At 70.4% G+C, this 24,517-nt stretch carries 18 protein-coding genes; 4 read left to right on the top strand and 14 right to left on the bottom strand.

What is annotated here, in order from left to right; genetic code table 11:
* A complete protein-coding gene (locus tag OG302_RS38900; RefSeq protein WP_371749454.1) occupies nt 1-1,380 on the top strand; it encodes a GH1 family beta-glucosidase in 1,380 nt (459 codons plus the stop codon).
* Between the two features lie 56 nt (nt 1,381-1,436).
* Here the strand turns inward: OG302_RS38900 and OG302_RS38905 are convergent, their stop codons facing one another.
* The 9 genes from OG302_RS38905 to OG302_RS38945 form a co-directional block, all read right to left on the bottom strand.
* Entirely contained in the window at nt 1,437-2,681 is a 1,245-nt protein-coding gene (locus tag OG302_RS38905; protein ID WP_371749455.1) for an ROK family protein, read from the bottom strand.
* A gap of 180 nt (nt 2,682-2,861) precedes the next feature.
* Nucleotides 2,862-4,385 (bottom strand): aldehyde dehydrogenase family protein, encoded by a 1,524-nt coding sequence (locus OG302_RS38910; RefSeq protein WP_371749456.1) that lies wholly within the window; start codon nt 4,383-4,385, stop codon nt 2,862-2,864.
* A 147-nt stretch (nt 4,386-4,532) separates the two neighbouring features.
* Nucleotides 4,533-5,843 (bottom strand): GAF domain-containing protein, encoded by a 1,311-nt coding sequence (locus OG302_RS38915; RefSeq protein ID WP_371749457.1) that lies wholly within the window; start codon nt 5,841-5,843, stop codon nt 4,533-4,535.
* Between the two features lie 134 nt (nt 5,844-5,977).
* Nucleotides 5,978-6,577: an N-acetylmuramoyl-L-alanine amidase gene (locus tag OG302_RS38920; RefSeq protein ID WP_371749458.1), complete on the bottom strand. Its 600-nt coding sequence runs from the start codon at nt 6,575-6,577 to the stop codon at nt 5,978-5,980.
* A 38-nt stretch (nt 6,578-6,615) separates the two neighbouring features.
* Complete coding sequence (locus OG302_RS38925; protein ID WP_371749459.1) at nt 6,616-7,629, bottom strand: acetamidase/formamidase family protein; 1,014 nt, start codon at nt 7,627-7,629, stop codon at nt 6,616-6,618.
* 300 nt (nt 7,630-7,929) lie between these two features.
* The gene (locus OG302_RS38930) at nt 7,930-9,345 is read right to left on the bottom strand and encodes a tetratricopeptide repeat protein (protein ID WP_371749460.1); all 1,416 of its coding nucleotides are present in this window, start codon (nt 9,343-9,345) and stop codon (nt 7,930-7,932) included.
* A 231-nt stretch (nt 9,346-9,576) separates the two neighbouring features.
* Nucleotides 9,577-10,851: an MFS transporter gene (locus OG302_RS38935; RefSeq protein WP_371749461.1), complete on the bottom strand. Its 1,275-nt coding sequence runs from the start codon at nt 10,849-10,851 to the stop codon at nt 9,577-9,579.
* Nucleotides 10,851-11,789 carry a MerR family transcriptional regulator gene (locus OG302_RS38940; protein WP_371749462.1) on the bottom strand — a complete coding sequence of 313 codons (939 nt, stop codon included), beginning with the start codon at nt 11,787-11,789 and terminating at the stop codon, nt 10,851-10,853. Before OG302_RS38940 ends, OG302_RS38935 begins: the two co-directional genes overlap by 1 nt.
* Nucleotides 11,790-11,858: 69 nt before the next feature.
* Nucleotides 11,859-12,764: a LysR family transcriptional regulator gene (locus OG302_RS38945; RefSeq protein ID WP_371749463.1), complete on the bottom strand. Its 906-nt coding sequence runs from the start codon at nt 12,762-12,764 to the stop codon at nt 11,859-11,861.
* A 148-nt stretch (nt 12,765-12,912) separates the two neighbouring features.
* On the opposite strand from OG302_RS38945, the gene OG302_RS38950 reads away from it, so the two are divergent.
* Nucleotides 12,913-13,386, top strand: coding sequence for a cupin domain-containing protein (locus OG302_RS38950; protein WP_371749464.1), 474 nt, complete (start codon nt 12,913-12,915; stop codon nt 13,384-13,386).
* An 87-nt stretch (nt 13,387-13,473) separates the two neighbouring features.
* On the opposite strand, the gene OG302_RS38955 is transcribed toward OG302_RS38950, so the two are convergent.
* Together OG302_RS38955 and xylB are read right to left on the bottom strand one after the other, a co-directional pair.
* A complete protein-coding gene (locus tag OG302_RS38955) occupies nt 13,474-14,676 on the bottom strand; it encodes an ROK family protein (RefSeq protein WP_371749465.1) in 1,203 nt (400 codons plus the stop codon).
* 28 nt (nt 14,677-14,704) lie between these two features.
* Nucleotides 14,705-16,168, bottom strand: coding sequence for a xylulokinase (xylB, locus tag OG302_RS38960; RefSeq protein ID WP_371749466.1), 1,464 nt, complete (start codon nt 16,166-16,168; stop codon nt 14,705-14,707).
* A 189-nt stretch (nt 16,169-16,357) separates the two neighbouring features.
* Between xylB and xylA the strand changes: the two genes are divergently transcribed.
* Together xylA and OG302_RS38970 are read left to right on the top strand one after the other, a co-directional pair.
* Nucleotides 16,358-17,524: a xylose isomerase gene (gene xylA / locus OG302_RS38965; RefSeq protein ID WP_371749467.1), complete on the top strand. Its 1,167-nt coding sequence runs from the start codon at nt 16,358-16,360 to the stop codon at nt 17,522-17,524.
* A 522-nt stretch (nt 17,525-18,046) separates the two neighbouring features.
* A complete protein-coding gene (locus tag OG302_RS38970) occupies nt 18,047-18,175 on the top strand; it encodes a hypothetical protein (protein ID WP_371749468.1) in 129 nt (42 codons plus the stop codon).
* Nucleotides 18,176-18,206: 31 nt separating this feature from the next.
* Here the strand turns inward: OG302_RS38970 and OG302_RS38975 are convergent, their stop codons facing one another.
* The 3 genes from OG302_RS38975 to OG302_RS38985 all read right to left on the bottom strand — a co-directional run bounded on the left by OG302_RS38975 (nt 18,207) and on the right by OG302_RS38985 (nt 24,277).
* Nucleotides 18,207-19,559: an esterase-like activity of phytase family protein gene (locus OG302_RS38975; RefSeq protein ID WP_371749469.1), complete on the bottom strand. Its 1,353-nt coding sequence runs from the start codon at nt 19,557-19,559 to the stop codon at nt 18,207-18,209.
* Nucleotides 19,560-20,081: 522 nt separating this feature from the next.
* Nucleotides 20,082-21,410 carry an SWF or SNF family helicase gene (locus OG302_RS38980; RefSeq protein WP_371749470.1) on the bottom strand — a complete coding sequence of 443 codons (1,329 nt, stop codon included), beginning with the start codon at nt 21,408-21,410 and terminating at the stop codon, nt 20,082-20,084.
* Nucleotides 21,407-24,277 carry a DEAD/DEAH box helicase gene (locus OG302_RS38985; RefSeq protein WP_371749471.1) on the bottom strand — a complete coding sequence of 957 codons (2,871 nt, stop codon included), beginning with the start codon at nt 24,275-24,277 and terminating at the stop codon, nt 21,407-21,409. Before OG302_RS38985 ends, OG302_RS38980 begins: the two co-directional genes overlap by 4 nt.
* Nucleotides 24,278-24,517 lie beyond the last annotated feature (240 nt).

Genomic DNA, 24,517 nt, shown 5'->3' on the forward strand with positions numbered 1-24,517 from the left:
ATGAGTGACTTGCCCGTCTTCCCCTCCGGCTTCGTCTTCGGCGCGGCCACCGCCTCGTACCAGATCGAGGGTGCCGCGCACGAGGACGGCCGCGGCCCCTCCATCTGGGACACCTACTGCCACACCCCGGGCCGCGTCGACGGCGGCGACACCGGCGACGTGGCCTGCGACCACTACCACCGCTACCCCGAGGACGTGGCCCTGCTGCGCGGCCTGGGGGTCGACTCCTACCGCTTCTCCATCGCCTGGCCCCGCATCCAGCCCACCGGATCCGGTCCCGCCAACGCCAAGGGCCTGGACTTCTACTCGCGGCTCGCCGACGAACTCCTCGAAGCCGGCATCGAACCGGCCGCCACCCTCTACCACTGGGACCTGCCGCAGGCCCTGGAAGACCAAGGCGGCTGGCGCGTGCGCGAGACCGCCGAACGCTTCGGCGAGTACACGCAGATCGTCGCCGAGCACCTCGCCGACCGCGTACCCCGCTGGATCACCCTCAACGAGCCATGGTGCAGCGCGTTCCTCGGCTACTCCGTCGGCCGTCACGCCCCCGGCGCCCAGGAGGGCACCGGCGCCCTGGCCGCCGCACACCACCTGCTCGTCGGCCACGGCCTGGCGATGAAGGCGCTGCGCGCGGCCGGTGTCCGGGAGGCCGGCATCACCCTCAACCTCGACCGCAACGTGCCCGCGAACGACACGCCCGCCGACCGCGCGGCCGCCGTGCGCGCCGACACCCAGCACAACCTGGTGTGGACGGAGCCGATCCTCGCGGGCCGCTATCCGGCGATCGAGCAGGACACCTGGGGCGAGCTGATCACCCGTCAGGACTTCCGCCGCGACGGGGACCTCGATCTGATCGCCCAGCCGCTGGACTTCCTCGGCATCAACTACTACCGGCCGATCGTCGTCGCCGATGCCCCCTACCGCGAGCCCGACCCCGCCCAGCGTGTCGCCACGGACAACCGCTACCAGGAGATGGCCTACCCGGAGGTGCGGCGCACGGCCATGAACTGGCCCGTGGTGCCCGAGTCCTTCACCGACCTGCTGACCGCGCTGAAGGACACCTACGGCGAGGCCCTGCCGCCGATCCACATCACCGAGAACGGCTCGGCCGAGCACGATGTCGTGGACCAGCACGGCGGCGTCCACGACCCGGACCGCGTCGCCTATCTGCACAGCCACCTGACGGCTCTGCGCGCCGCCATGGACGCGGGCGTCGACGTACGCGGCTACTACGTCTGGTCGCTGCTCGACAACTTCGAGTGGGCCCTTGGCTATGCCAAGCGATTCGGGATCGTACGCGTCGACTACGACACCCAGCAACGCACTCCGAAGGACAGCTACCACTGGTATCGGCAGCTGATCGCGGCACACCGGGGCTGACACCCTCCCGGAGCGCGGCGGACCGACGGCGCCAGGCCTCCGACCGGCCCGAGACGTCAGTCCGCCACGCGCTCCACGTACGCCGCCGGGTCCGCCAGGACCTCGCGCACCACGCGCCCGGCCGCGCCCCGCGCCGCATCACCGGACGAGGACGAGGCACGCAGCCGCTTGCTGCCCGGCGTCCACAGGCCCGACACCACACGGGAGGTCAGCTCCTCGTCGGCGGCGGGGGCGAGCCACGGCATGAGGTCGCGGAAGACACCGCCCAGAATCACCGCGTCCGGGTCGATCAGGTTCACCGCACCCGAGAGAACCCGGCCCAGCCGGCGCCCGGCCTCCTCGATCGCATGCCGGGCCTGCGGCTCGCCCTCACGCGCCCTGCGCTCCAGCTCCGCGAGCCCGGTCAGGCCCGCGCTCTCGTCGAGATCCGCCGCCCGCAACAGCGCCGCCTGCCCCGCGTACTGCTCCAGACAGCCCCGCGCACCGCAGCGGCACTCGGGACCGTCCGGCTCCACCACCACATGCCCGATCTCGCCGGCGAACCCGTGGGCGCCCCGCAGGAGTTGACCGTTGATCACCAGGGCGCCGCCGATACCGATCTCGCCGGTCAGGTAGATGAAGCTGGTCACGCGGTCGTCGCTGTCGCCGAACCACAGCTCGGCCATGGCCGCCAGGTTCGCCTCGTTGTCGGCGCTGACCGGCAGTGCGCGGTGCGTGGGATGCAGCGCCGTCAACGCCTGCGCGAACAGCCCCTCCACGGCCACCCGGTTCCAGCCCAGGTTCGGCGCCTGCCGCACCGAACCACCGGAGACCAGGGCGGGCAGTGCCAGTTCGGCACCGACGGGGCGAAGCTTCTGCTCCGCGGCGGACTCGATGGCCCGTGATGCGAGCCGCGCCGCCCGCGCCAGGACCGCGGCGGGCGGGGCGCCCCGGTTGTCGGTGCGCTCCACCAGGCGTACGCGCTCGGTGCCGGCGAGGTCGATCACGCACACCGTCACGTAGTCGATGTTGATCTCGACCCCGAGCCCGGCGGGCCCGGTCCGCGCCACCTGCAGTGCCGTACCCGGCCGCCCCGCCTGTCCGCTGAACGTCTTGCCCCACTCGGTGAGGAACCCCTCGGTGAGGAGCTGATCCACGAGCGAGGACACCGCGGCCCGGGTCAGCCCCACCCGCGCGGCAACCCCGGCGCGCGTCGCCTCACCCGCGTCATGGACCGTGCGCAGCACCAGGCTCAGGTTGTGCCGCCGTACGGTCGCCTTGTCGGCCTTGGACGGCGCGGCGGACGGATCGTTGCTGTTCATCGTGGGTCCGACCCTATGCGAAGGGCCGCGACGACCTGCACAGCTGCGGCTCTGCCTCGGATGCCTGGGGCTGAAGCGCCGCCCCACGGCAACCACGATGTAGGGGGTGTCAGTGGGCGCGGGGGCGGCAACGCCGGAACTCGGACGCCGGCCTGCCGTCAGGCGCCTCTTCTCGTACCCCTAGAAGAACCCCAGCTTCTTCGGCGAGTACGACACCAGGAGGTTCTTCGTCTGCTGGTAGTGCTCCAGCATCATCTTGTGCGTCTCGCGGCCGATGCCGGACTGCTTGTAGCCGCCGAACGCCGCGTGTGCGGGGTAGGCGTGGTAGCAGTTCGTCCAGACCCGGCCCGCCTGGATCGCGCGGCCCGCCCGGTAGGCAGTGTTCATGTCGCGCGTCCACACCCCGGCGCCGAGGCCGTACAACGTGTCGTTGGCGGTCTTGATGGCGTCGTCGAAGTCGTTGAACGACGCGACGGAGACGACCGGGCCGAAGATCTCCTCCTGGAAGATCCGCATGCGGTTGTCACCCTCGAAGATGGTCGGCTGGACGTAGTAGCCCCCGGCCAACTCGCCCTCATACGTCACTCGCTGACCGCCCGTCAGTACCTTGGCGCCCTCCTGCTGGCCGATGTCCAGGTAGGAGAGGATCTTCTCCAACTGGTCGTTGGAGGCCTGGGCTCCGATCATCGTGTCGGTGTCCAGCGGGTGCCCCGGCACGATCTGCTCGGTGCGGGCGACCGCCGCCTCCATGAACTCGCTGTAGTGACCCTGCTGGACGAGGGCACGCGACGGACAGGTACACACCTCTCCGTTGTTGAGGGCGAACATCGTGAAGCCCTCGAGCGCCTTGTCACGGAAGTCGTCGTTGTGGTCCCACACGTCGTCGAAGAAGATGTTCGGCGACTTCCCGCCCAGCTCCAGCGTCACCGGCTTGATGTTCTCCGAGGCGTACTGCATGATCAGCCGCCCCGTCGTGGTCTCACCGGTGAAGGCGACCTTCGCGACGCGTGGGCTGGAGGCCAGGGGCTTGCCCGCCTCGACGCCGAAGCCGTTGAGGATGTTGACGACACCGGGCGGCAGCAGATCGGCGACGAGGCTCATCCAGTAGTGGATGGAAGCCGGAGTCTGCTCCGCGGGCTTGAGTACGACCGCGTTGCCCGCCGCGAGGGCGGGTGCGAGCTTCCATGCCGCCATCAGAATCGGGAAGTTCCACGGAATGATCTGCGCGACAACACCGAGCGGCTCATGGAAGTGGTACGCGACGGTGTCCTCGTCCACCTCGCTCAGCGAACCCTCCTGCGCGCGGATGGCCCCCGCGAAGTACCGGAAGTGGTCGATGGCGAGCGGGATGTCGGCGGCCAGCGTCTCGCGTACGGGCTTGCCGTTCTCCCAGCTCTCGGCCACCGCGAGCTGTTCGAGGTTCGCCTCCATGCGGTCGGCGATCTTCCGCAGGATGTCGGAGCGTTCGGTCGCTGAGGTGCGGCCCCATGCGGGTGCGGCTGCGTGCGCCGCGTCCAGGGCACGCTCCACGTCCTCGGCCGTGCCGCGGGCGATCTCGGTGAAGGGCTCGCCGTTGACCGGGCTCGGGTTCTCGAAGTACTGACCACGGGCGGGCGCGACGTACTCGCCGCCGATGAAGTGGTCGTAGCGGGCCTGGTAGGAGACAACTGCGCCATCGGTGCCGGGCGCTGCGTAACGGGTCATCTTGCTGGCCTCCCGGGGAAGGCTGCCCGCCGTTGGGCAGCTCTCGCCCCGGAGAGTAGGAGCGCGGACGTTGCAGGTACGTTGCGGAAGCTGACCGTCGGTTCGATTGCCAGGAAACCCCGCACCCACACACTGCGCCCCCGCCCCTCAGGCAGGCGTCGGACCGGCAGGCATGCGCCCGGCAGGTTCGATCCCCACCCCCTGCCTCACGTTCTTCAGCTCCGCATCCAGCTCCCTGAGCCGCGCCAGCACCGGTGGCGTCGCCCGGATCTGCGCCAGCGCTCGCCAGACCGGAAGGTCGTCCTCCCCCCACGGGGAGTGCACCCAGTCCGCCAGGAGATCCGGGTCGCGGCGTGCGATGAGGGCAGCTCGCAGCTGATCGGCGAGCCTGCGCCGCAGCCGGGCCACGGCAGGCGCCTGCGAAGCGGGCAGGAGCGGACCCGCGTACGCGGCGGCGGCCGCGGTGACCGCCCCCGAACCGAGCCGGCGCTCGACGGCGTCGACATCCGACTCGACCGGCACCGAGATCCTGTAGGGGCGTGACCTCAGCAGCTCCGGCCCCAGAAGCCGCCGTAGCCGCGCCAGCTCGGCCCGAAGCGTCACCGGCGTCACCGACTCGTCCTCGTACAGCGCGCACAGCAGCTCATCGCCGGTCAGGCCGTCCGGGTGGCGGGCGAGCAGGACGAGAATCTCGCTGTGCCTGCGGCTCAGCCGCACCTTGCGACCGCCGGTCAGCAGCAGCGCCTCGTCACGGCCGAGCGCGGTGAGACCCACGGTCTCCGTGTTCGCCATCGGCGGTGACAGCAGGGCCAGTTGAGACTCCGCCGCCCGAGCGACCGCCTGCACGAAGGCGAGGCTGTGCGGATGCGCCAGTCCGTCGCCCCCGGTGATGTCCACGGCTCCGAGGAGCCGCCCGGTCCGCGGATCGTGCACCGGGGCCGCCGCGCACGTCCACGGCTGGACGCGCCGGATGAAGTGCTCGGCCGCGAACACCTGCACCGGCCGGTCCACCGCCACCGCCGTCCCCGGAGCATTCGTCCCCATCGCGGACTCCGCCCACCGCGCACCCGGCACGAAGTTCATCCGCCCCGCCTTCTGCCGGGTCGCGGAGTGTCCCTCGACCCAGAGCAGCCTGCCTTGTGCGTCGCACACCGCTAGGAGATGCTCACCGTCCATCGCGAACGTGCCCATCAGCTCACGGAACAGCGGCATCACGCCGGCCAGGGGGTGCTCGGCCCGATACGAACCGAGATCCCCGTCGGTGAGCTCGACCGCCGCGCCGGTGTCCTCCGGGCTGACCCTCGCCCTGGCCGAGCGCCGCCACGACTCGGCCACCACGGAACGCACCGGTTGCGTGAGCGTCCCCGCCTCGGTGAACCTCTCGTGGGCGCGCCGCAGCACCCGCACCCGCTCGGCAGGATCGGCACCGGCTTCCGGCGCCACCCATGCTTCGGTCAACTCGGCCTCCCGGGACGGCGATGGGGTGCAGCCATGGTCGCCCCGCGAGCGTGTCCCGACAACCGCTGCGGCACGCGCCCTGACGCGAGCCCGACAAGCGCCTCAGCGATCGCCGCGGTTCGAGCCGGCCGAGGTCAGGCAGAGTTGACCAGGCGGATGTATCGCGTCCAGTCCCAGTGCACCCCTGGATCGGTGTGGTCGGTGCCGGGCACTTCGACGTGCCCGATGATGTGCTTGCGGTCCTTGGGGATGTCGTACGTATCGCAGATGGCCGAGGTCAGCAGCGCGGACTGCTCGTACATCGCGTCGGTGAAATACTCGGGCTGATCCACCCATCCTTCGTGTTCGATGCCGATGCTTCGGGTGTTGTAGTTCCAGTTGCCCGCGTGCCAGCCGACGTTGCGTTCGCGGACGCACTGGGCGATGTGTCCGTCCTTGGAGCGCACCACATAGTGGGATGAAACCTTCTTCGCCGAGTTCTGGAAGATGGCGAGTGTGTCGGCGTAGGTCTCCTGTGTGACGTGGACGATCACGTAGTCGATGGGGTAGGTGCTGGGGCGGTTGGCGGCCGTGTAGTTGGAGCTGCTCGCCGGAACCCACTCGGCGAGCGGATAGTCGACCGCCTGAGGCCGGGCCGTGGCGCGGGTGGCGGGGAGGAGCGCGGTGGGGACAGCGGCCAGGGCCGCTCCCTGCAACAGCCTGCGCCTGCTGGGGAAACGTCTTGCTCGATCCATGGCTGGCCTGCCTCTCGGTGGGGGGAACCGCTGGATTCTCAGTGGGGCAACAGCACGGCCGCCTCTCGCAGCCGCGCGTGCAGCCCCCGGTGAGTTTCGCGCGCGGGCGGCCACTCCTTGCGGAGCTTGGCCACGCACGTGTAGTTGGTGTCGCAGACATTGGTGAGCGGCGACTCGACGGTCTGGGTCGCGAACTGGTACGCGTCGAGCTCGCTGAAGCCGTAGTCCCGCACCAGCCACTGCAACAGGTCGGGTTGGGATATTCGGAAGGCGTCCTCGAGCGGACGTGCCGAGCCGGTGGAGATGATGTGGGTGTCGGACTCCAGGCGCGGCCAGGGTGTGGTGATCCCCTTCAGGAGTTCGACGATCACGACTGTGTTCATCGCGCACTCGACGGCGACTCCGCAGGTTTCTCCCTCGCCCTGCGGGGCGTGTCCGTCACCAAGGCTCAGGAGCGCGCCCTCCACGTTCACCCCGAGGTGGCAGGTGACGCCTGCCCGCATCTCGGGAATGTCCATGTTGCCGCCGTGAGCATCGGGAACGCGGGCCGAGCGCACCTGGAGATTGGCCGGTGCGACGCCGACCGTGCCGTGCATCGGATCCATCGGCAGCACGATCTCGAAGTCGCCGTCATGTGCGCTGAAATGTGCGGTGCGCCGGTCCCGGTCGAGTTGCCATATCCACACGGTCTCGGGCAGCGGAGGCTGGAGCGATGCGGTGGTGTGGGTGGAGGTGAGCGTCCCGAAGAGCGGGACTGTGGTGGACGCCGCCCAGTCGCGGGCCGGTTCGATCGACACGAAGTGCACGGCTACGGTGTCGCCCGGTTCCGCCCCCTCGACGTGGGAGGGGCCGGTCTGCGGATTCAGGAACGGGAACTGGCAGAACTCGGACACCAGGTCGTTCTTCGAGCGCACTTTTCCCGCGAAACAGTCCTCCGTGTACAGGTCGAGCACCGTACCCGGAGCGATTCGCGCCACGGGTGGCGCACCGCCGGACGTCCAGGCGTACTCGCCCGGCTCGGGCCGCACGGTCAGGATCCGGGGCTGGTTCATGGCTGGGCTGCTCTCCTCTGTCGTTCCGTGGGGATCTCGGGACCTCGTGCGGCCCGATGGCCCCGCGACGCAGCCAGCACGGCTTGCTCCCGCCACCTGAATCCCCCGATCCGCAGGGACGTGAAACGCCGTCAGGGCGATGGTGTCCCGCGTCAATTACGTTACGGCGACGGCCGGTTGCGTCGGAAGAGCAGCGACTGAATCTGTGTACAGCACCGTGATTGTGGATAACGCGGTCACTCTTGAGGGTGCCGCGAGGACGACAAACCCGAGGGTGCCGAGGGGATGCCCGGGCCGTACTCAGCTCAAGGCAGCCGCACCCGCAGCGGCCTGCTCCTGCGCACGGGCGCGGGCGGTCGCGGCCTGAGCCGTGTCTCCGAGCCGGTCGGCCAGCCTGGCACGTGCCCGCCAGTTGTAGGGACAGATGGGGCGCAAGTTGATCCGTTCGCTGAGCAGAGTCCGCGCCAGGTCGTGACGGCCGGAACGGATGGCCGCCTCCACGAGCGTCCGCTGGATGGCATCGCGCTGCGCGTGGCTGCCGCCGAAGGAATTGAGGTGGTAGCGGATGGGGACGAGCAACTCGACCACGCGGGCGTACTGCCGCTGCCGGTAGGCGATGAGGGCACGGCACACCGGGATGCCGATCTTGCGTGTCATCGCGTGATTCGACACCGAGGTGTCGGTCCGGGCGAGCCACTGCTCGCGGTCCTTCACCAGTCGCTCGGCATCCGAGAGCCGCCCCGCCCCCGCGTACGCCATCACGGCGTGGACGTCGTTGAAGGCGTAGTAGGCGCCGTCATCGCGCCCGGCCCAAGCCTGGGCGAGGGCAGTCCAACGGGACTCGACGTCGGTGTCGACCAGGAGCAGCCGCCACAGCAGGGCGGAGGCGTCCAGGAGTTCCATGGCGATGGCCTCCGACGCCTCGTTGTGGAGAGTGCTGTCGTAGACGCCGAGGACCCGTTCGATGCTGTCCGCCTCGAGCGCGTACAGGGCGTAGTGCCACGCGTTGTGCACGGAGAGGTAGTTGCCGTCGGCCCAGTCCTCGGCCCGCGCGTCCATGTAGCGGATCCCCTGGCCGAACAGCCCTCGCATCTCGTAGGTGTGGACGACCGCGTGGATGCCCCACACATCCCGTGGGTGACGTTCGACCGCCTGTAGTCCGATCTCCTCCGCGTGGCCGTAGTGCCCGGCCTCTTCGAGCCCGAAGGCGTACATCCCCAGCAGCGGACCGAAGTGCGGGTCATCACCGTCCCATGCGGAGAGTGCGCCACCGATCCGGTCACGCAACCGCTGCGCGTCCCCGGTGAAGAAGTCGATCTGGTGACCGACGGCCAGGGCTAGGGCGTCGTGGGGGAACTCGGTGCTGATCTCGCCGAGGATCTCCCCGGCCCGCAGCATGTCTCCCTCCAGCCACGTCTCGGCAGCGGCCGCGTGCATCTTCTCGCGAGGCGAGAGCCCGGCAGGATCGACCGCACCTCGAAAGGCGCTGAAGGAACGACGGGCATCGGCCGCTTCTTTCTCCTCGGTGCCGAGAAGCCCGAGGTAGGCGCCGAAGACGTGCGCCATCGCGGAATCCGGAGAGGCTGCCACCATTGCCTGCGCCTCGTCAGCAACCTCGCTACGGAAGAACAACAGTGCGTCCAGCGCTCGTTCGTAGTGACGCGCGGCTTCGTCGCTGGTGCCACTCAGGATGTGGGCATGCCGATCAATTTCCATCGCTGTCGCCTCTCCCGCAGATCTGCCCGGCCTCTCGGGAGCACCCGATTCCGGTTCACCCTGTCCACCCTGCCCACCCTGTCCAGTCAGTCAGTCAGTCAGTCCGGCTGGTTCGGTCAGTACAGCCAGTCCAGTCTGGCGATTTCTGCCCGTGGGACATGAGGGCGATGCTCGGTTCACCGGAACGTCATACTGCTGGGCGAGCTACGGCGGTTCGGTTTCCCGGAGCCGTCACGGTTGCCGACCACGCGTGTTCCACCCGATCGCTGCGGCGAGCAAGGCGGCCGCTGGAACCAGCAGCAGGGCGACTCGGCTTCCCTGGTCCGCCGCGATGTGTGCGAACAACGCCGCGCCCAGCGCGCCGCCGACCATGTCGAGGCTGCTCAACCAGGACATCGCCTCGGTGATGCGTTCTTCGGGGGCGAGGTCGCCGCCGGTCGTACGCAGTGCTGCGAACGTGCATCCGATCACCAGCCCGGCCAGCGGGCAGGCCAGGAGCACCGCAAGAGGCGACAAGCCTGAGGCGAACGTCAGCGCGCCGGCCCCGGCTGCGAAGACACAGAGGAGTACGGAGACTTTGCGGTCGTGGGACAGGAGAGTCGGAACGGCGCCCAGAGCGAGGCTGCCCAGCACACTGCCGATGGACAGGATCCCCAGGTACAGGCCGGTGAACCCGGCCGCGTGGTACTCCCGTGCGTAGATCGGCAGCACCACGTCCACCGCGGTCACCGCCATGACGAAGAGCGCGTCCGAAGCCAGCAGGCGCCGCAAGGGGGCGGACGTCAGGGGACCGAGCCAATGCCCGAACCGAGCGGACTGTGTGGGCGGAGCGGAACGTGAAGGCGGACCCGGCGAGTTGATCAGGAGGCCGACTGAAGCGGCGGTCAGCAGCCCCACGACTGCGAACGGGGCGACCGGTGAGACCGACAGACTGAGCCAACTGGCGAGCACAGGACCGCTGATCAGCGCGGCTCCCATCATCGACGAGTCGAGGGCCATCGCCGTCGCCAGCAACCCGGCGTTCGAGGAACTGCTCATGGAGCGGTGCCAGACCGAGCGCATCATGACGCCGACAGGAGGCGCGCTCGCCCCCATGGCTGCGGCGAGCGCGAAGATCGCGCCGACGGACCCGCCGCCGCTCACCACCAGGACCAGCAGGGCAGAGGCCATCAGGTATGCGGTCAGAAAACCCAACAGGACCGGGCACGGTGCGAGCCGGTCGACGAGACGGCCACGCAGGGGAGCGGTGACTCCTTGGCCCACTGCCAGGGCGCTCACCGCAAGACCTGCGGTTCCGTACGTGTGATCCCGGGCGACCAGGAGCAGCAGACTCAGGCCGACCATGCCGGACGGCAGTTTCGACGCCATGCCGATCGAGGCGAGTCGCCAGAAGCCGGGTACGTCCTTCAGGCGCCGGTAGGCGCCGAGGAATCGCCGGGGCGCTGGCTCGGTCTGCTCCGGCGGCACGGTGAGGGCGTCGGTGCAGACCGCGTTTTCCCGGCCCACTACTGAGGCAGTCGTGCGCGCAGGGCCGCGATGGCCCAGTCGAGCGCAGGCGCCAGACTCTCGGGCGCGGGCCACCCGTTGATGACCGCGAGCAGCGTCAAGTAGCGGTCGCGTCGGGGGTCGTCCATGGATTGCAGGCGGGACACCAGGCGCCGGCGGAGGGCGGTGTCGTCGGGGACTCCGAGGATGTGCGCGTAGTGGGCCGCGAGCGCCGAGACCATCGATGCGGCCTCGGTCGAGGCTGGATCGATGCCTGCCGCCAAGGCCGGGGCGAACTGCGCGCGTACAGCCTCGGCGAGGATGCGTGGCAGGCCGGTGCTGTCGTCCTGGGCGCGGTCGGCCGCCAGATCCCTGGCCATGCCCTGCATGGTGGAGCGGAACCCCGGATCCTGGAACAGCTCGGCAAGCTCCACCCAAGCCTCGACCTGTTCGGCCTCGGGGTTGTCCGGTAGCTCGGGCGTGAGGGAGCGGGTGACCGCCGCGAAGGCAGGGTGGTCGTGAAGGCCGTCGAATACGGTGCCCAGGAAGTCGTCGATCAGACGTTGGCGTTCGTCTTCGGAGAGCTTGGCCAGCTTGTGCATGAGATCCAACTCCTCAGGGGTGGAACCGCGCTTGGCCACCGCTGTCAGCACCGCTCGCCGTAGGCGCAGCACACGGATCTGCACCTCAAGCGCGTCCGCGTGTGCTGCGGCAACCTCGGGGAGGGAGACCTCCCGGTCCACGACCTTCCGGATGGTGGGGAGGTCAAGACCCAGGTCGCGCAGGGTGCGTACGAGGTCGAGGCGGGTGACGGCGTCGGTGCCGTACAGGCGGTAGCCGGCCGGGCTGCGGTCGGCCGGCGGCACGATCCCCGCGTCGGAGTAGAACCTGACGGTCTTGACGGTCAGGCCGGTCCGCCGTGCCAGATCACCGATCGAGTAGAGCGTGTCGCCGTTCATGACCCCACCTTCGTGTCTCCCCCTACTGGAGACTCAAGCCGCGTCAGCCATGGGGATGGAGTCCAGTACCTACTGAGCACGCGCACGCGTGGCCCCCAGGGCGTTGAGCAGGTGGCGGATCGCGGGGGACAGCGGCCCCGGTCGCACGGCAAGGCTGACGGGCGAGCGCGCGCCGAGCAGCGCCCGGAAGGCGATACGGCGGGCCGGGGGAAGATCACCCACAAGGTCGAAGACCGTCCAGGAGGCCGCCCCTCTCATCGAGCAATCTGAGTCCGTGGCGATCGCTGCCAGCGTCTCCTGCAAGGTGGTGAAGTGCGGTCCGGCCGGCATGTCGATGCCCGATGTCCGCAGCAAGCCCGTCACCAGATCGTGAAACGCCGGGTTGCGCTCCCGTGGCGCCAACCGCAGCGGCAGGCCCGCGAGATCGGCCGGTTCGAGACGGGGCATGGCTGCCAGCGGATGGTTCGCGGGCAGTGCGACGATCAGCGGATCGTCCCAGACCGTCAGCATCTCAAGGCCCGGCAGCGGTCCGCCTCCCCGGACGAGCGCAGCATCCAACTCTCCGCTCCGCAGTGCCCCGATACGCCGCTCACGGGCCTCCTGCACCAACCGGACCCGAAGGCCCGGAACATGTTCCGCCAGCACGTCGAGGGCCGGATACACGCGCTCCGCGAACGCCCTGGTGGTGCCGAGCCGCAGTATGCCCTCACCGGCGGCGAGCATCTCGGCAGCCACGTGCCCCACACGTGCAGCGGCCGCGAGCGCGGCCCGCGCCTCCGGAAGCAGCCGCTCCCCGGCCGCTGTCAGCCCCACTCGACGGGTGGTCCGGTCGAAGAGGCGCAGGCCCAACTCCCGCTCGAGACGGGCAACCTGCTGGCTCACCGAGGCCTGTACGACGTGCAGCCGCACCGCCGCCCGCCCGAAGCCGCCTTCGTCCGCGACCGCCACGAAGTACTCGAGCTGCCGAAGCTCCACAGCCGTCGTCGCCCCTCCCGTATCCGGTCCACCCGTGCGCATTCATCGGCTCAGGTGATCACTGCCTTCATGAACAGCTTCTTGGACGCGCTGTGTTCCCGCGATGGACTGGTGCTCAAGACCACCCACCGTGCCCGAGGAGTACGACGTGCCCCGCAACCCACAGCCCTTGATCGTCCACGCACAAGACGCGGAGGAAGTGCCCCTGCCCGGAGGCGGCCGGTTCCGACTGCTGGAGGACAGCCGGGCGACCTGTGGGCTCCTGGGGGCCAACCGGCTCGTGCTGCCGGCGGGCGCCGACGGCACGCGCCCGCATCACCATCGCTTGTCCACCGAGCTCTTCTATGTGCTCGACGGCACCATGGAGTTCCTGATCGACGGCGCCCTGACGGCCGTGGACAAGGGCGGCCTGATCGTGGTGCCGCCCGGCATGGTGCACGCCTTCGGAGCGGCGGCCGAGGGCCCGGCGGAGTTCTTCGCCGTGCTCACCCCAGGAATCGAACGGTTCGGGTACTTCCGGCAGCTGGGGCGCATCGCGCGAGGCGAGGCGGAGTGGGACAGCATGGATGAGCTGCATGACAGGTATGACGTGCACTTCGTCGGGGGACCGCAGTGGCGCTGACAAGGCGGCGGCAGGCAACAAGGAAACGGCAGGCAGGAGGGAAGTGGCTGTCGATCCATCCAGCGCTCTCCGAGGGGGCAGCGGCCCTTATGCCGCCGCTCCTGCCGGATCATCGAGCACAGCCCGTACGACCGAGTGCGCCGCCCCCAGCAACGGGCCATCCGGGCCCAGACCTGACACAGCGACAGCACACGCCGTGTCCGCCGTGCGGCGCCCCAACTCGACCTCCAGCGACGGCAGCAACCACGGCGCGAGCCTCGACAGGGCTCCGCCGAGCACCACCGAACGCGGGTCCAGCAGATTCACCGCACCGGTGAGCGCGATGCCCAGGGCGGCGCCCGCGCCGCGCAGTGCCCTTCGTACGTCCTCGTCGCCCCGCTCGGCGCGTTCCGCGAGAAGTCCGACGCGGTCCGCACCGGGGTCAAGGCCTGCCGCGCGCAACACCGCCTCCTCGCCCGCGTACTGCTCCAGGCAGCCACGGCCGCCACACGGACACTCCGGACCGTCCGGCCACACCGGCACGTGGCCCAGCTCGCCCGCGAAGCCGCGTGTCCCGCGCAGGAGCTGCCCGTCGACGACCAGTGCGGCGCCGATGCCGATCTCCGCGGACACGTGGAGGAAGTCCTGGGGTACCTCGTCGCCGAGCCACAGCTCTGCCAAGGCGCCGAAGTTGGCCTCGTTGTCCACCGTCAGCGGCAGACTGCCCGGCAGCAGCGCGCCGAGGTCGACGTCGTGCCAGTGGAGGTTGGGGGCACGCACCACCACCCCTGTGCCGCGGGCGACGAGGCCCGGGACCGCCACAGCCAGTCCCGCCGGGCGCAGTCCTGCCAGATGGGCTTCGTCGCTCACCTGCCGCACCAGTGCGATGAGTTCCTTCAGAACGGGTTGGGGGGCGCGCCCCCGGTTGTCTCCCTGCCGCACGGCACGCGCGCGTACCTCTCCGCGCAGGTTGACCGCGCACACCGAGAGATGGTCGACGCCCACTTCGGCTCCGATGCCGGCCGGTCCGCTTCCGCTGACCGCGAGCGCGGATCCGGGGCGCCCCACCTTGCCGGGGCGCTCTGGGCCCAGCTCGTCCAGAAGCCCGGACCGGATCAACTCGTCCACCAGGGTGGAGACGGCGGCCCGTGTCAGACCGACCCGGGTGGCCACGGCGGCACGGGAGAGCGGCCCGTGCGCCGCGACGGCGTGCATGACGCGCGAGAGGTTGCGGCGGCGCATCCCCCGCTGGGTGTCGGGCAGCGGAACTCCGGACGTGCCCCGGTGCGCGTCGTGCGGTGGTGCGGTCATACCCCCGTCAGTCCCTGTTCTTCCGTCCTCACGGCCGTACGTCCTCGTGGCCCCTGGCGTCGAGCAGCGGCGCCGCGTCGGAGACTACCCCGGCGATCCGCGCCAGCGCCGCCTCGTCCCGCTCCACAGGGGGCAGCACGGGCCCCTCGGCCGTGCCCCAGCGCCGGGCGACAGCCGCGGGATCCTCGCCCGTGAGGAGGCCCGCGGCTTGCGCGGCGGCACCGAGTGCGACCAGCTCCTTGGCCTCGGGCACCTGAACGGCCCGCCCGGAGAGCCGACGTACGGTGTCCTGCCAGGCCGTGCCACGTGCTCCGCCGCCGATGAGCAGGAGCGGATCCGAGCGGTCCGCGTCCGTGTCCAGGACCAGATCGAGGGCGCCCAGCAGAGAGTGCACAGCGCCGTCGTAGGCCGCCTGCAGCAGTTGCCCCGGAGTCGTGTCGTGCCGCAGCCCGTGCAGCAGCCCTGAGGCGTGCGGCAGGTCGGGGGTGCGCTCCCCGTCCAGGTAGGGCAGCAGGGTGACGGCGCCGCCCGCCTCCACTGCCTCACGGTCGAGGCTCAGCAGTGCGGCGACCCGGTCCACGGCCAGGGTGCAGTTGAGCGTGCAGGCCAGCGGGAGCCAGTCGCCGCGCGCGTCGGCGAAGCCGGCCACCGTGCCCGTCGGATCCGCCGGGCGCCGGGTGGAGACCGCGTACACGGTGCCCGACGTTCCCAGGCTCAGCACCGGGGTGCCGGGGCGCAGGCCGAGCCCGAGTGCCGCCGCCGCGTTGTCGCCGGTCCCCGGAGCGACCAGCGTGCCCTTGGAGAAGGGAAGTTCGCCGCTCCCGCGTACGGTGCCCGCGACCTCACCCGGGCGGACCACGCGCGGCAGGAGCTGCGGGTCCAGACCCACGAGCCCCAGGATCTCCTCGTCGTACGCCTCTGTCGCCGACGCCCACCACCCCGTACCGGAGACATCGCCCCGGTCGGTCGTGCCGCATCCCGTGAGGCGCTCGGTGAGGTAGTCGTGGGGGAGCCGCACGGCCGCGGTGGCGCGGGCGGCCTCGGGTTCGTGCTCGCTGAGCCAGGCCCACTTGGTCACCGTGAAGGAGGGGCCCGGCACGCTGCCGACGCGCTCGGCCCACGCCTTCGGGCCCCCCAGGCGGTCCACCAGCGAGCGTGCGTGCGCCGCCGAGCGCACGTCGTTCCACAGCATCGCGGGACGTACCGGCCTGGAATGCGCGTCCAGTGTGACGAGCCCGTGCTGCTGGCCGCCGACGGATACCGCGGCGGCCTCGCGCGCCGCGCCGCCGCACTGGTCCAGGGCCGCGCACAGGGCGTTCCACCACTCCTCGGGGTCGCTCTCGCGGGCGGCCCCCGAGCTGACGCTGTGCGGGGCCTGACCGCTGGCCACCACCTTGCCGGTGGCGGCGTCGACGACCAGGACCTTGGTGGACTGCGTGGAGCTGTCCACGCCGACGACGAGGGGCCCGTCGGCTGCTGGCGCTGATGACATCGGGGGTCTCCGTTCCCGCGGCTCTTTCCGGGCGCGCCCGGACTTCTTTCCGTCCGACCTTCCCAGGGATGCCTTCGGATACTAATTTGTTAAGTGCCATGACGAAATAGTCGCGGCAGCCATACATGGGCACGCAGTCGTGCCCGACTCGGCCATACAGCCGTGCACCAGTCATCCAGGGAGCCGCACATGACGTACCAGCCCACTCCTGAGGACAAGTTCACCTTCGGCCTGTGGACCGTCGGCTGGCAGGGAAGGGACCCGTTCGGCGACGCGACCAGGGCGGCCATCGACCCGGCCGACTCCGTGCGGCACCTGGCCGAACTGGGTGCCTACGGAGTGACCTTCCACGACGACGACCTGATCCCCTTCGGGGCCACGGACACCGAGCGCGAGTCGCACATCAAGCGCTTCCGGCAGGCGCTCGACGCGACGGGCCTCGTCGTGCCGATGGCGACCACGAACCTCTTCACGCACCCCGTCTTCAAGGACGGAGGATTCACCGCCAACGACCGGGACGTGCGCCGCTACGCGCTGCGCAAGACCATCCGCAACATCGACCTCGCGGTGGAGCTCGGCGCCAGCACCTATGTCGCGTGGGGCGGCAGGGAAGGCGCGGAGTCCGGTGCGGCGAAGGACGTACGCGTGGCTCTCGACCGCATGAAGGAGGCCTTCGACCTGCTCGGCGACTACGTGACGGAGCAGGGGTACGACCTGCGCTTCGCGATCGAACCCAAGCCGAACGAGCCGCGCGGCGACATCCTGCTGCCCACCGTCGGCCACGCCCTCGCCTTCATCGAGCGCCTGGAGCGTTCCGAGCTGTTCGGCGTCAACCCCGAAGTGGGCCATGAGCAGATGGCCGGCCTCAACTTCCCGCACTCCATCGCCCAGGCGCTCTGGGCGGGCAAGCTCTTCCACATCGACCTCAACGGCCAGACGGGCATCAAGTACGACCAGGACCTGCGCTTCGGCGCGGGTGATCTGCGCAGCGCCTTCTGGTTGGTCGACCTCCTGGAGAGGGGCGGTTACGAAGGGCCGCGGCACTTCGACTTCAAGCCGCCGCGCACGGAGGACTACGCGGGTGTGTGGGCGTCGGCCGCCGGCTGCATGCGCAACTACCTGATCCTTCGGGAGCGCGCTGCCGCGTTCCGCGCCGACCCGGAGGTCCGGGAGGCCCTGCGGGCATCCCGCCTGGACGAGCTGTCCCTGCCGACCGCCGAGGACGGCCTCTCCGGGCTGCTCGCCGACCGCGGTGCCTTCGAGGACTTCGACGTGACGGCAGCCGCGGACCGTGGCATGGCCTTCGAACACCTCGACCAGCTGGCCATGGACCATCTTCTTGGGGCGCGGGGCTGACCGGAGACTTCGACTCCGCCTCGACTCCGGAGGGAGCAACTTCCGCACAGGGGCCGCATTCTGACCCTTTCGAGGCGAATTTTGACGGTATGGCCATGCCGCCCGGACCGCCACCGCCTCCCCCTCCGCCGGGTGACTCGCCCCCCCTCCGGGCGACGGCGACTACGGACCGCCCGGCGGAGGGTACGGCCCGCCACCGGGCGGCGGGTGATGGCCTCCTGCGGGAGGCGGCGGTGTGCCCCCTGGCGGAGGCGGATTCCCGCCCACTCCGCCGCCAGGTGGGCCGTCAGGGCGGCGGGGCGGGCCGTTCATCCTGCTTGCGGTGCTCCTCGCGATCGGACCCGTCGTCGCTGTGGTCCTGGTGGTCACCAGCGGCGACGGCTCCGAGACAAGAAGGGCCCCTCCGAGAGCAGCAAGAGCTCGGACGGCAAGCCCACCCCGTCGCTGAGCATCCCGTCGAAGATCCCCTCCGAGCTGCCCACGGAGGTGCCCTCGAACCTGCCAAGCGGCCTGCCGTCGGACTTGCCCAGCAATCTGCCGAGTGAACTGCCGAGCGGCCTCGACTCGCTGGTCCCCTCACGCGCGGACGCTGCGGGCAATGAAGCGCCCTACTACTTCCTGAGGGCGGACGTCATCAACCCGGAGTCCTGATCGTCGCGTTGCAACGGGAGTGGGCGCGCAATCAGATGCCCTTCGGCAGCCGCACGTACGTCACCGTGGTCTCCACGCCGCTGTCCACGAGTCGGCCCTCCTTGTCGAACGCCTCCGCCCCGTCCGTCATCCCGAAGTCGTTGTCATTGATCAGAGCGAGGGTGTGACCGTTCACGCGGGCCACACCCTCGATCTTGTCGGGTACACCGTCGATGCCGCCCAGGTCGACCAGCAGGCGCTTCTTCAGGACGGGCACTCCGGAGGCCGCCGGGTCGTCGAGCTGCTCCAAGGAAGGCTTCGTGGCCGCGTCGTCCCACTGGTCGCCGAGGATGTCTGCGCGGCGGTCCAGCTTCACCGTCTGCAGTCGCGCGGCCTTGTCGGTCCGCTCCTCGACCAGGAGCTGGTCACGCCCCACGGCGACCACGGAGGAGATCTTCAGCTCGGACGTGTCGTCCTCGTCCGGGTCGACGACGTCCACCGCGTCGAAGCGGTACGCGTACTCGGCGGTGACCGCCTGCTTCTTCGGCGAGAAGCGCAGCAGCCGCGTCGCCCGCGACGCCTCACCCGCATCCTCGTCCGGCAAGGACAGAGGGCTCTGGAGTGCCATCACCAGATCCCCGCCGGGGAGCTGGGCGAGCCCTTCGAAGCCGCGGTTCCCCTTGCGGTGCAGCAGGACGCCCGGAAGCGCCTCGACGACCGGATAGTCGGCGCCCGACAGCTTCAGGCCCTCGGGGACGTAGCGCTTGAGGACCTTCCCGCGCGCGGAGACGTGGACGAGCGAAGGGCCGTACTCGTCGACCAGCCAGAAACTGCCGTCGTGCGCCCGCACGATGCCCTCGGTGTCGAGGCCGTTCGGGTCATAGGGCAGCGCCGTCTTGGCATCGTAGGCGTACGGCGCCTCATCGCGCCCCTTCTGGTTGGGCAGTCCCGTGACGGGCTTCCCGGAGGAGGTCGTCAGCGGGAGCGCGTCGATGACCTTCACCGTGTCACCGGAGACGCGGATCTTCACGATCGCCGGGTCGAATCCGGGGACGGGGAAGGTGCGTCGCTTCTTGCCGTCCACCTTGATCTGACCGTTCGGCCCGCGGTCGGTGACCGTCCAGAACTCGCCCTTGCGGCCCGCAGGGTAGACGTCACTGCCGATACCGCCGAGATCCACAGCGCGGTCGTCGCTCACCGTGTCGGGCAGCAGGGAGTTGCTGAACGTCCCCAGGGGTATGTCGCCCAGCGTTGCCGTCGAGGTGATCCGAGGCGCCTTCTCCTTGCCGCCGCTCTGGGTGCCCATGGCGGTTCCGGTCACCGCGATCGCGGCGAGCACGGCGATCGGCACACCCGCGGCAACGGATCGGCGGACGCGACGCTTACGGGCGGCGTGCGGGGACATGGGTGCCTCCAGGGGCGCAAGTGTTCGGTGACAGCGATCAGACTTCGCCGTCGCCGCGAACACAGGGAGGCAGGAAGGTGAACGTGAGGGGGCGTGCTGACGGCGCCTCCCGCGAGGGGTGGGAGGCGCCGCCGGCACCCACGGGCCGGTCAGCGGCAGTTGGGCGCCTGGCCCTGTCGTCCCCCTTCGGCTGGATCGCGCTGACGTACTCCATCACTCCGGGACCCTGCGGGCCGGGGGATGCCAGTCGCGGTCGGATCCCCCGGAACCGGTGTGATCCACCCTCCCGGGTGTCATGCCCGCGCTCAATCGCTGGTCAGGGGGAGTGCACGCGCCGGTGTTCCCGGCGCGTGCGTGAGCGGCGTGGATACGCCGGTGACCGCCGCGCGCATTCCGGCCGCGTGGAAGGGTGCAGGGGGGCGTTCACGTGTCGGGGAGCGAGCGACTTCGGGCAGCTTGGTGAGAGGGCTGAGCCCGGGCCCGGTGCGGGCGTGTGGAACGCTCGCACCGGGCCTGTCCGCACTACTCGCCGCCGGTCACCACGGCCAGGGCCGTCGCGGGGTCGTGGGCCGCGGGGCCTGCTGGGGTCCAGCGACCGCGCTCCTTGCGGTAGGGCCACCAGCGGCCATCCGCGCTGTGCCGCAGCTGGGCATCGCCACCGACCACGGTCCAGCGATTGCGGGCAGCCCGCAGCTGCGGACGTTCCCCGTCGTCCCAGGCAGCGTCCAGCGCCGCTCGCGCGCGTGCCAGCGCGTCTGCCTCAGGCGTCCACTCCTCCTCCAGGACGGACAGTGCGGCAGGACCTCCGTACCCCCACGCCCGCACGGCCATGGCGAGGCCGTCCTTGCCGCGGCCGGCGGCGGTCGCGAGGCGGGCGGTCACCGACGCCGGAGCCGTGGCGGCGAGGCGCACGGCATCCTCATCCGGCGTCAATTCGCCTTTTATCGGCTGTTGTTCGTGCCCTGGGGAGAGCGCCTCGGCCAGCATCCGGTGCGCCTCCACGGCTGCCTGCGCCACAAGGAACTCAAGTGCCGCCACATCGAGGCCGGGCGCGGGCTCCGCCTCCGTGTCGAGTGAAGGTGGCAGGCCCGGCTCAGGCGGCAGCGGCGGCAGGTCGGGCAACGGGGGCAGGATGCTCCCCTCCGCGTACGCCTCGTCGGCGTACACGCCCTCCTGGGCCCCTTCCTGATCCTCGGCGGGCGTCTCCTCGGCCTCCGCTTGCGCCACGCTACGTACCTGCAGCTCGTCAAGGAGCCCGCGCTCCGCACGGCCACGCATCAGGAAAAGCACGAACGGATCCTGGTCGAGCAGCCGGGCCACCTGGTAGCAGAGCGCGGCGGTGTGACCGCAGTGGTCCCATGCGTCGCAGTCGCACTCCGGCTCCAGATCGCCGATGCCGGGAAGGAGTTCGACACCCGCTGCCGCCGCGTCCTCCACCAGGTGCGGCGGCATCTCACGGTCGAGCAGCGCAGCGATGTGCCCGGCCCGCTCGACGGCCATGCCCAGGAAGCGGTCCCATTCGTCCTCGCTGAGCCGCTGCAGCAGCACATCGGAGCGGTGCGCGGTGCCGTCAGGGTCCTGGACGACCGCGGTGATGCGGCCGGGGCGCACCGAGACCGCGCCCACCGCTCCCGCGCGCGCGAGCCTGCGTCCGGCCTTCAACTGCTGGAGGTCCAGCGCCGTGTCTTCAAGTGCCTTCAGCCAGGCCTGGCCCCACCAGCTCTGCGCGAACCCACGACCGTGCGTGGCCGGCAGCGCGGCGAAGGTGCGCTCGTGCTCGCCCACGCCTTCCTCGTGACGGCCGTCCCCATGGCTCTGGCCGTTCGGCTCGTCGTACAGGTCGTCGCTCATCGAGTCCCCCCTCGCAGCTCCACCAGATCGGACAGTTCGGCGTCGGTGAGTTCCGTCAGCGCCGCCTCGCCGGAACCGAGCACCGAGTCGGCCAGCTCCCGCTTGCGCAGCAGCATGTCGGCGATGCGGTCCTCGATCGTCCCCTCCGCGATCAGCCGGTGCACCTGCACCGGCTGCGTCTGCCCGATGCGGTACGCCCGGTCGGTGGCCTGTGCTTCGACGGCGGGGTTCCACCAGCGGTCGTAGTGCACGACGTGCTCGGCCCGCGTCAGATTCAGACCGGTTCCCGCCGCCTTCAACGACAGCAGGAAGACCGGGACTTCGCCGTCCTGGAAGCGCTCCACCATTGCCTCGCGCGCCGCGATGGGCGTACCGCCGTGCAGGAACTGGGTCGGGGTGCCACGGGCTGCCAGGTGCTTTTCGATGAGGCGCGCCATCTGAACGTACTGCGTGAAGATGAGCACGCTCGCGTCTTCGGAGAGGATCGTGTCGAGCAGCTCGTCGAGGAGTTCCAGCTTGCCGGAACGGCCCTCGATCCGCGGCTTGTCCTCCTTGAGGTACTGCGCGGGGTGATTGCAGATCTGCTTGAGACCGGTGAGCAGCTTGACGATCAGACCGCGTCGGGTGAAGCCATCGGCGCCGGAGATCTCGGCGAGCGTCTCCCGCACCACGGCTTCGTAGAGACCTGTCTGTTCCGTGGTGAGAGACACGGCGCGGTCGGTCTCCGTCTTGGGCGGCAGTTCGGGTGCGATGCCCGGGTCGGACTTGCGCCTGCGCAGGAGGAAGGGCCGTACGAGCTGGCCGAGCCGTTCGGCGGCTGCCGGGTCCTTGCCGCTTTCGACGGCCTGGGCATAGCGGGTGCGGAAGGTGCCGAGCTTGCCGAGCAGGCCCGGTGTCGTCCAGTCGAGGATGGCCCACAGCTCGGAGAGGTTGTTCTCCACGGGGGTACCGGTGAGCGCCACGCGCGCGCGTGCGCCGATGGTGCGCAGCTGTTTGGCCGTGGCCGAGTACGGGTTCTTCACGTGCTGGGCCTCGTCGGCGACGACCATGCCCCAAGGAGCGTGCGCCAGGCTGTCCGCGTCGAGTCGCATCGTGCCGTACGTGGTGAGCACGAATTCCCCGTCGGTAAGGTCCTCCAGACTGCGCTGAGCACCGTGGAAGCGGCGTACGGGGGTGCCGGGGGCGAACTTCTCGATCTCGCGCTGCCAGTTGCCCATGAGGGACGTGGGGCAGACGACGAGGGTGGGTCCCGCGGTCTCGCTGTCGGTCTGCCGGTGCAGGTGCAGGGAGATGAGCGTGATCGTCTTGCCGAGGCCCATGTCGTCCGCGAGGCAGCCGCCCAGGCCGAGGGAGGTCATCCGGGCCAGCCAGTTCAGGCCGCGTAGCTGGTAGTCGCGCAGGTCCGCGGCGAGCGCTTCGGGCTGGCCGACGGGCTCCATGCCCTCGGGGTCCGCGAGGCGCTCGCGCAGGGTGGCGAGCCAGCCCGTCGGCTGGACGTCCACTTGCCGCCCGGCCACTTCGGTGGTGCCCGTCAGGACGGCGCTCAGGGCGTCGATCGGCGTGACCTTGTGGTCCTGGTGGTCGCGAGCGCGCCGTGCCTCTTCTGGGTCGATGAGCACCCACTGGTCACGCAGGCGCACAACGGGACGGTTGGCTTCCGCGAGACGGTCGAGCTCTGCGCGGGACAGCTGCTGACCCCCCAGCGCGAACCGCCAGTTGAAGGTGAGCAACGCGTCGGCGGAGAGATACGACGGCGTGCCCGACGACGCCTTGTCGGGCTCCTTGGTCTCGTCGTCGGGCGGGCCGATGACCGCGCGCGCGGTGAGATTGCGCGCCAGCTCCCTGGGCCAGTGCACGTCGACACCCGCGGTGGCGAGCATGCGGGCGCCCTCGCCCAGGAGCGAGGTGACTTCTTCGTCGGCGAGCTCGATCGCATCGGGGACGGTGGCCGAGAGCAGGGGGGCGAGGGGCGGCCACGCACGCGTGGCGCGTCGCAGTGCGAGCAGGGCGTCCATCCGCGATCGTGACCCGAAGGCCGGTCCCGAGGGGCCGGCACCGGCCCACGCCTCGGCCGCGTCGGCGACGAGCGAGGGGTCGCTGACGCTGTGCATCTGCAGCACGGCACGGAACGGCAGCCGGGACCCGTCGGAGGTGTCCGACACCAGGCCGGGCACTTCGATGCGCAACGAGATCCGTACGCCGGCGTCGTGCCCGGCGGCGACATCGGTGGCCCAGGGGCGTTGCTCGGGGATGTGCTGGGGCTGGGGAGAGGCGAAGGCAGGAGCGCCCGCGGCCAGCGATGCGGCGGGGGAGCGCGGCAGCGTGTCGGCCACCGCGTCCAGGAACTGGCGCAGCAGTCGCTCGGGTTCCGGCAGCCGCAGCGGCTCGGAGCCGCCCTCCAAAGGAAGGGCGTGCGCGGCGGGGGGCATCGCGGCGGCGAGGTCGCGCAGGCGTCGCAGATCGTCGGCGCCCAGCGGACCCGAGCGCCATGCGTCGTGATCGCTCGGCGTCAGTCCGGGCAACAGCAGTCCGCGCGCGGCGAGTTGCAGCGCCAGCAGGCCCGCCGTGCCCCAGAAGGCGGCCGTCGGGTGTACGCCCGCCGACGCACGCGCGCGTGTCAGGACCGGCAGAGCCGCGCGCATCGGAAGGACCACTGCGGATACGTCGCCGAGCCGGGCGCCGTCGTCGCCGGGCAGCGCGACGGTCAGCTCCTCGACGGTGCCCGCGGAGCAGGAGGGCGGCGCGTCCCCCTCGGGGTGCCAGAAGGCGACCCGGGCGGTGCGTGCCGGGTCGGCGGATACGAACAGGACGGAGCAGCGGGACAGTTCAGAGATCTCGGAAGATGACGCGGCAGAGGGCCTGGGCACGGCGATGGCGCATTCCTCAAACTTGACTACTGGGTCTGGAGCGGCCGAGATTACAGCACGTCGCACCCAAGACGTGAGCGATCGTGGAGTGATCCACCTCACTCGACCCGGGGGGTGTAGTTAACCCCCCTTCCGGCCGGTGCTGGCCCCCTCTCAAGAGGGGTGAAGGCGCCATGGTTGCCCCAGGTCACGGGCTCATACGTTGTGCCACGTCAGCCCGATCCAGTCAGAGACCGGAGA

The sequence above is a fragment of the Streptomyces sp. NBC_01283 genome (assembly GCF_041435335.1).
Lineage (GTDB): Bacteria > Actinomycetota > Actinomycetes > Streptomycetales > Streptomycetaceae > Streptomyces.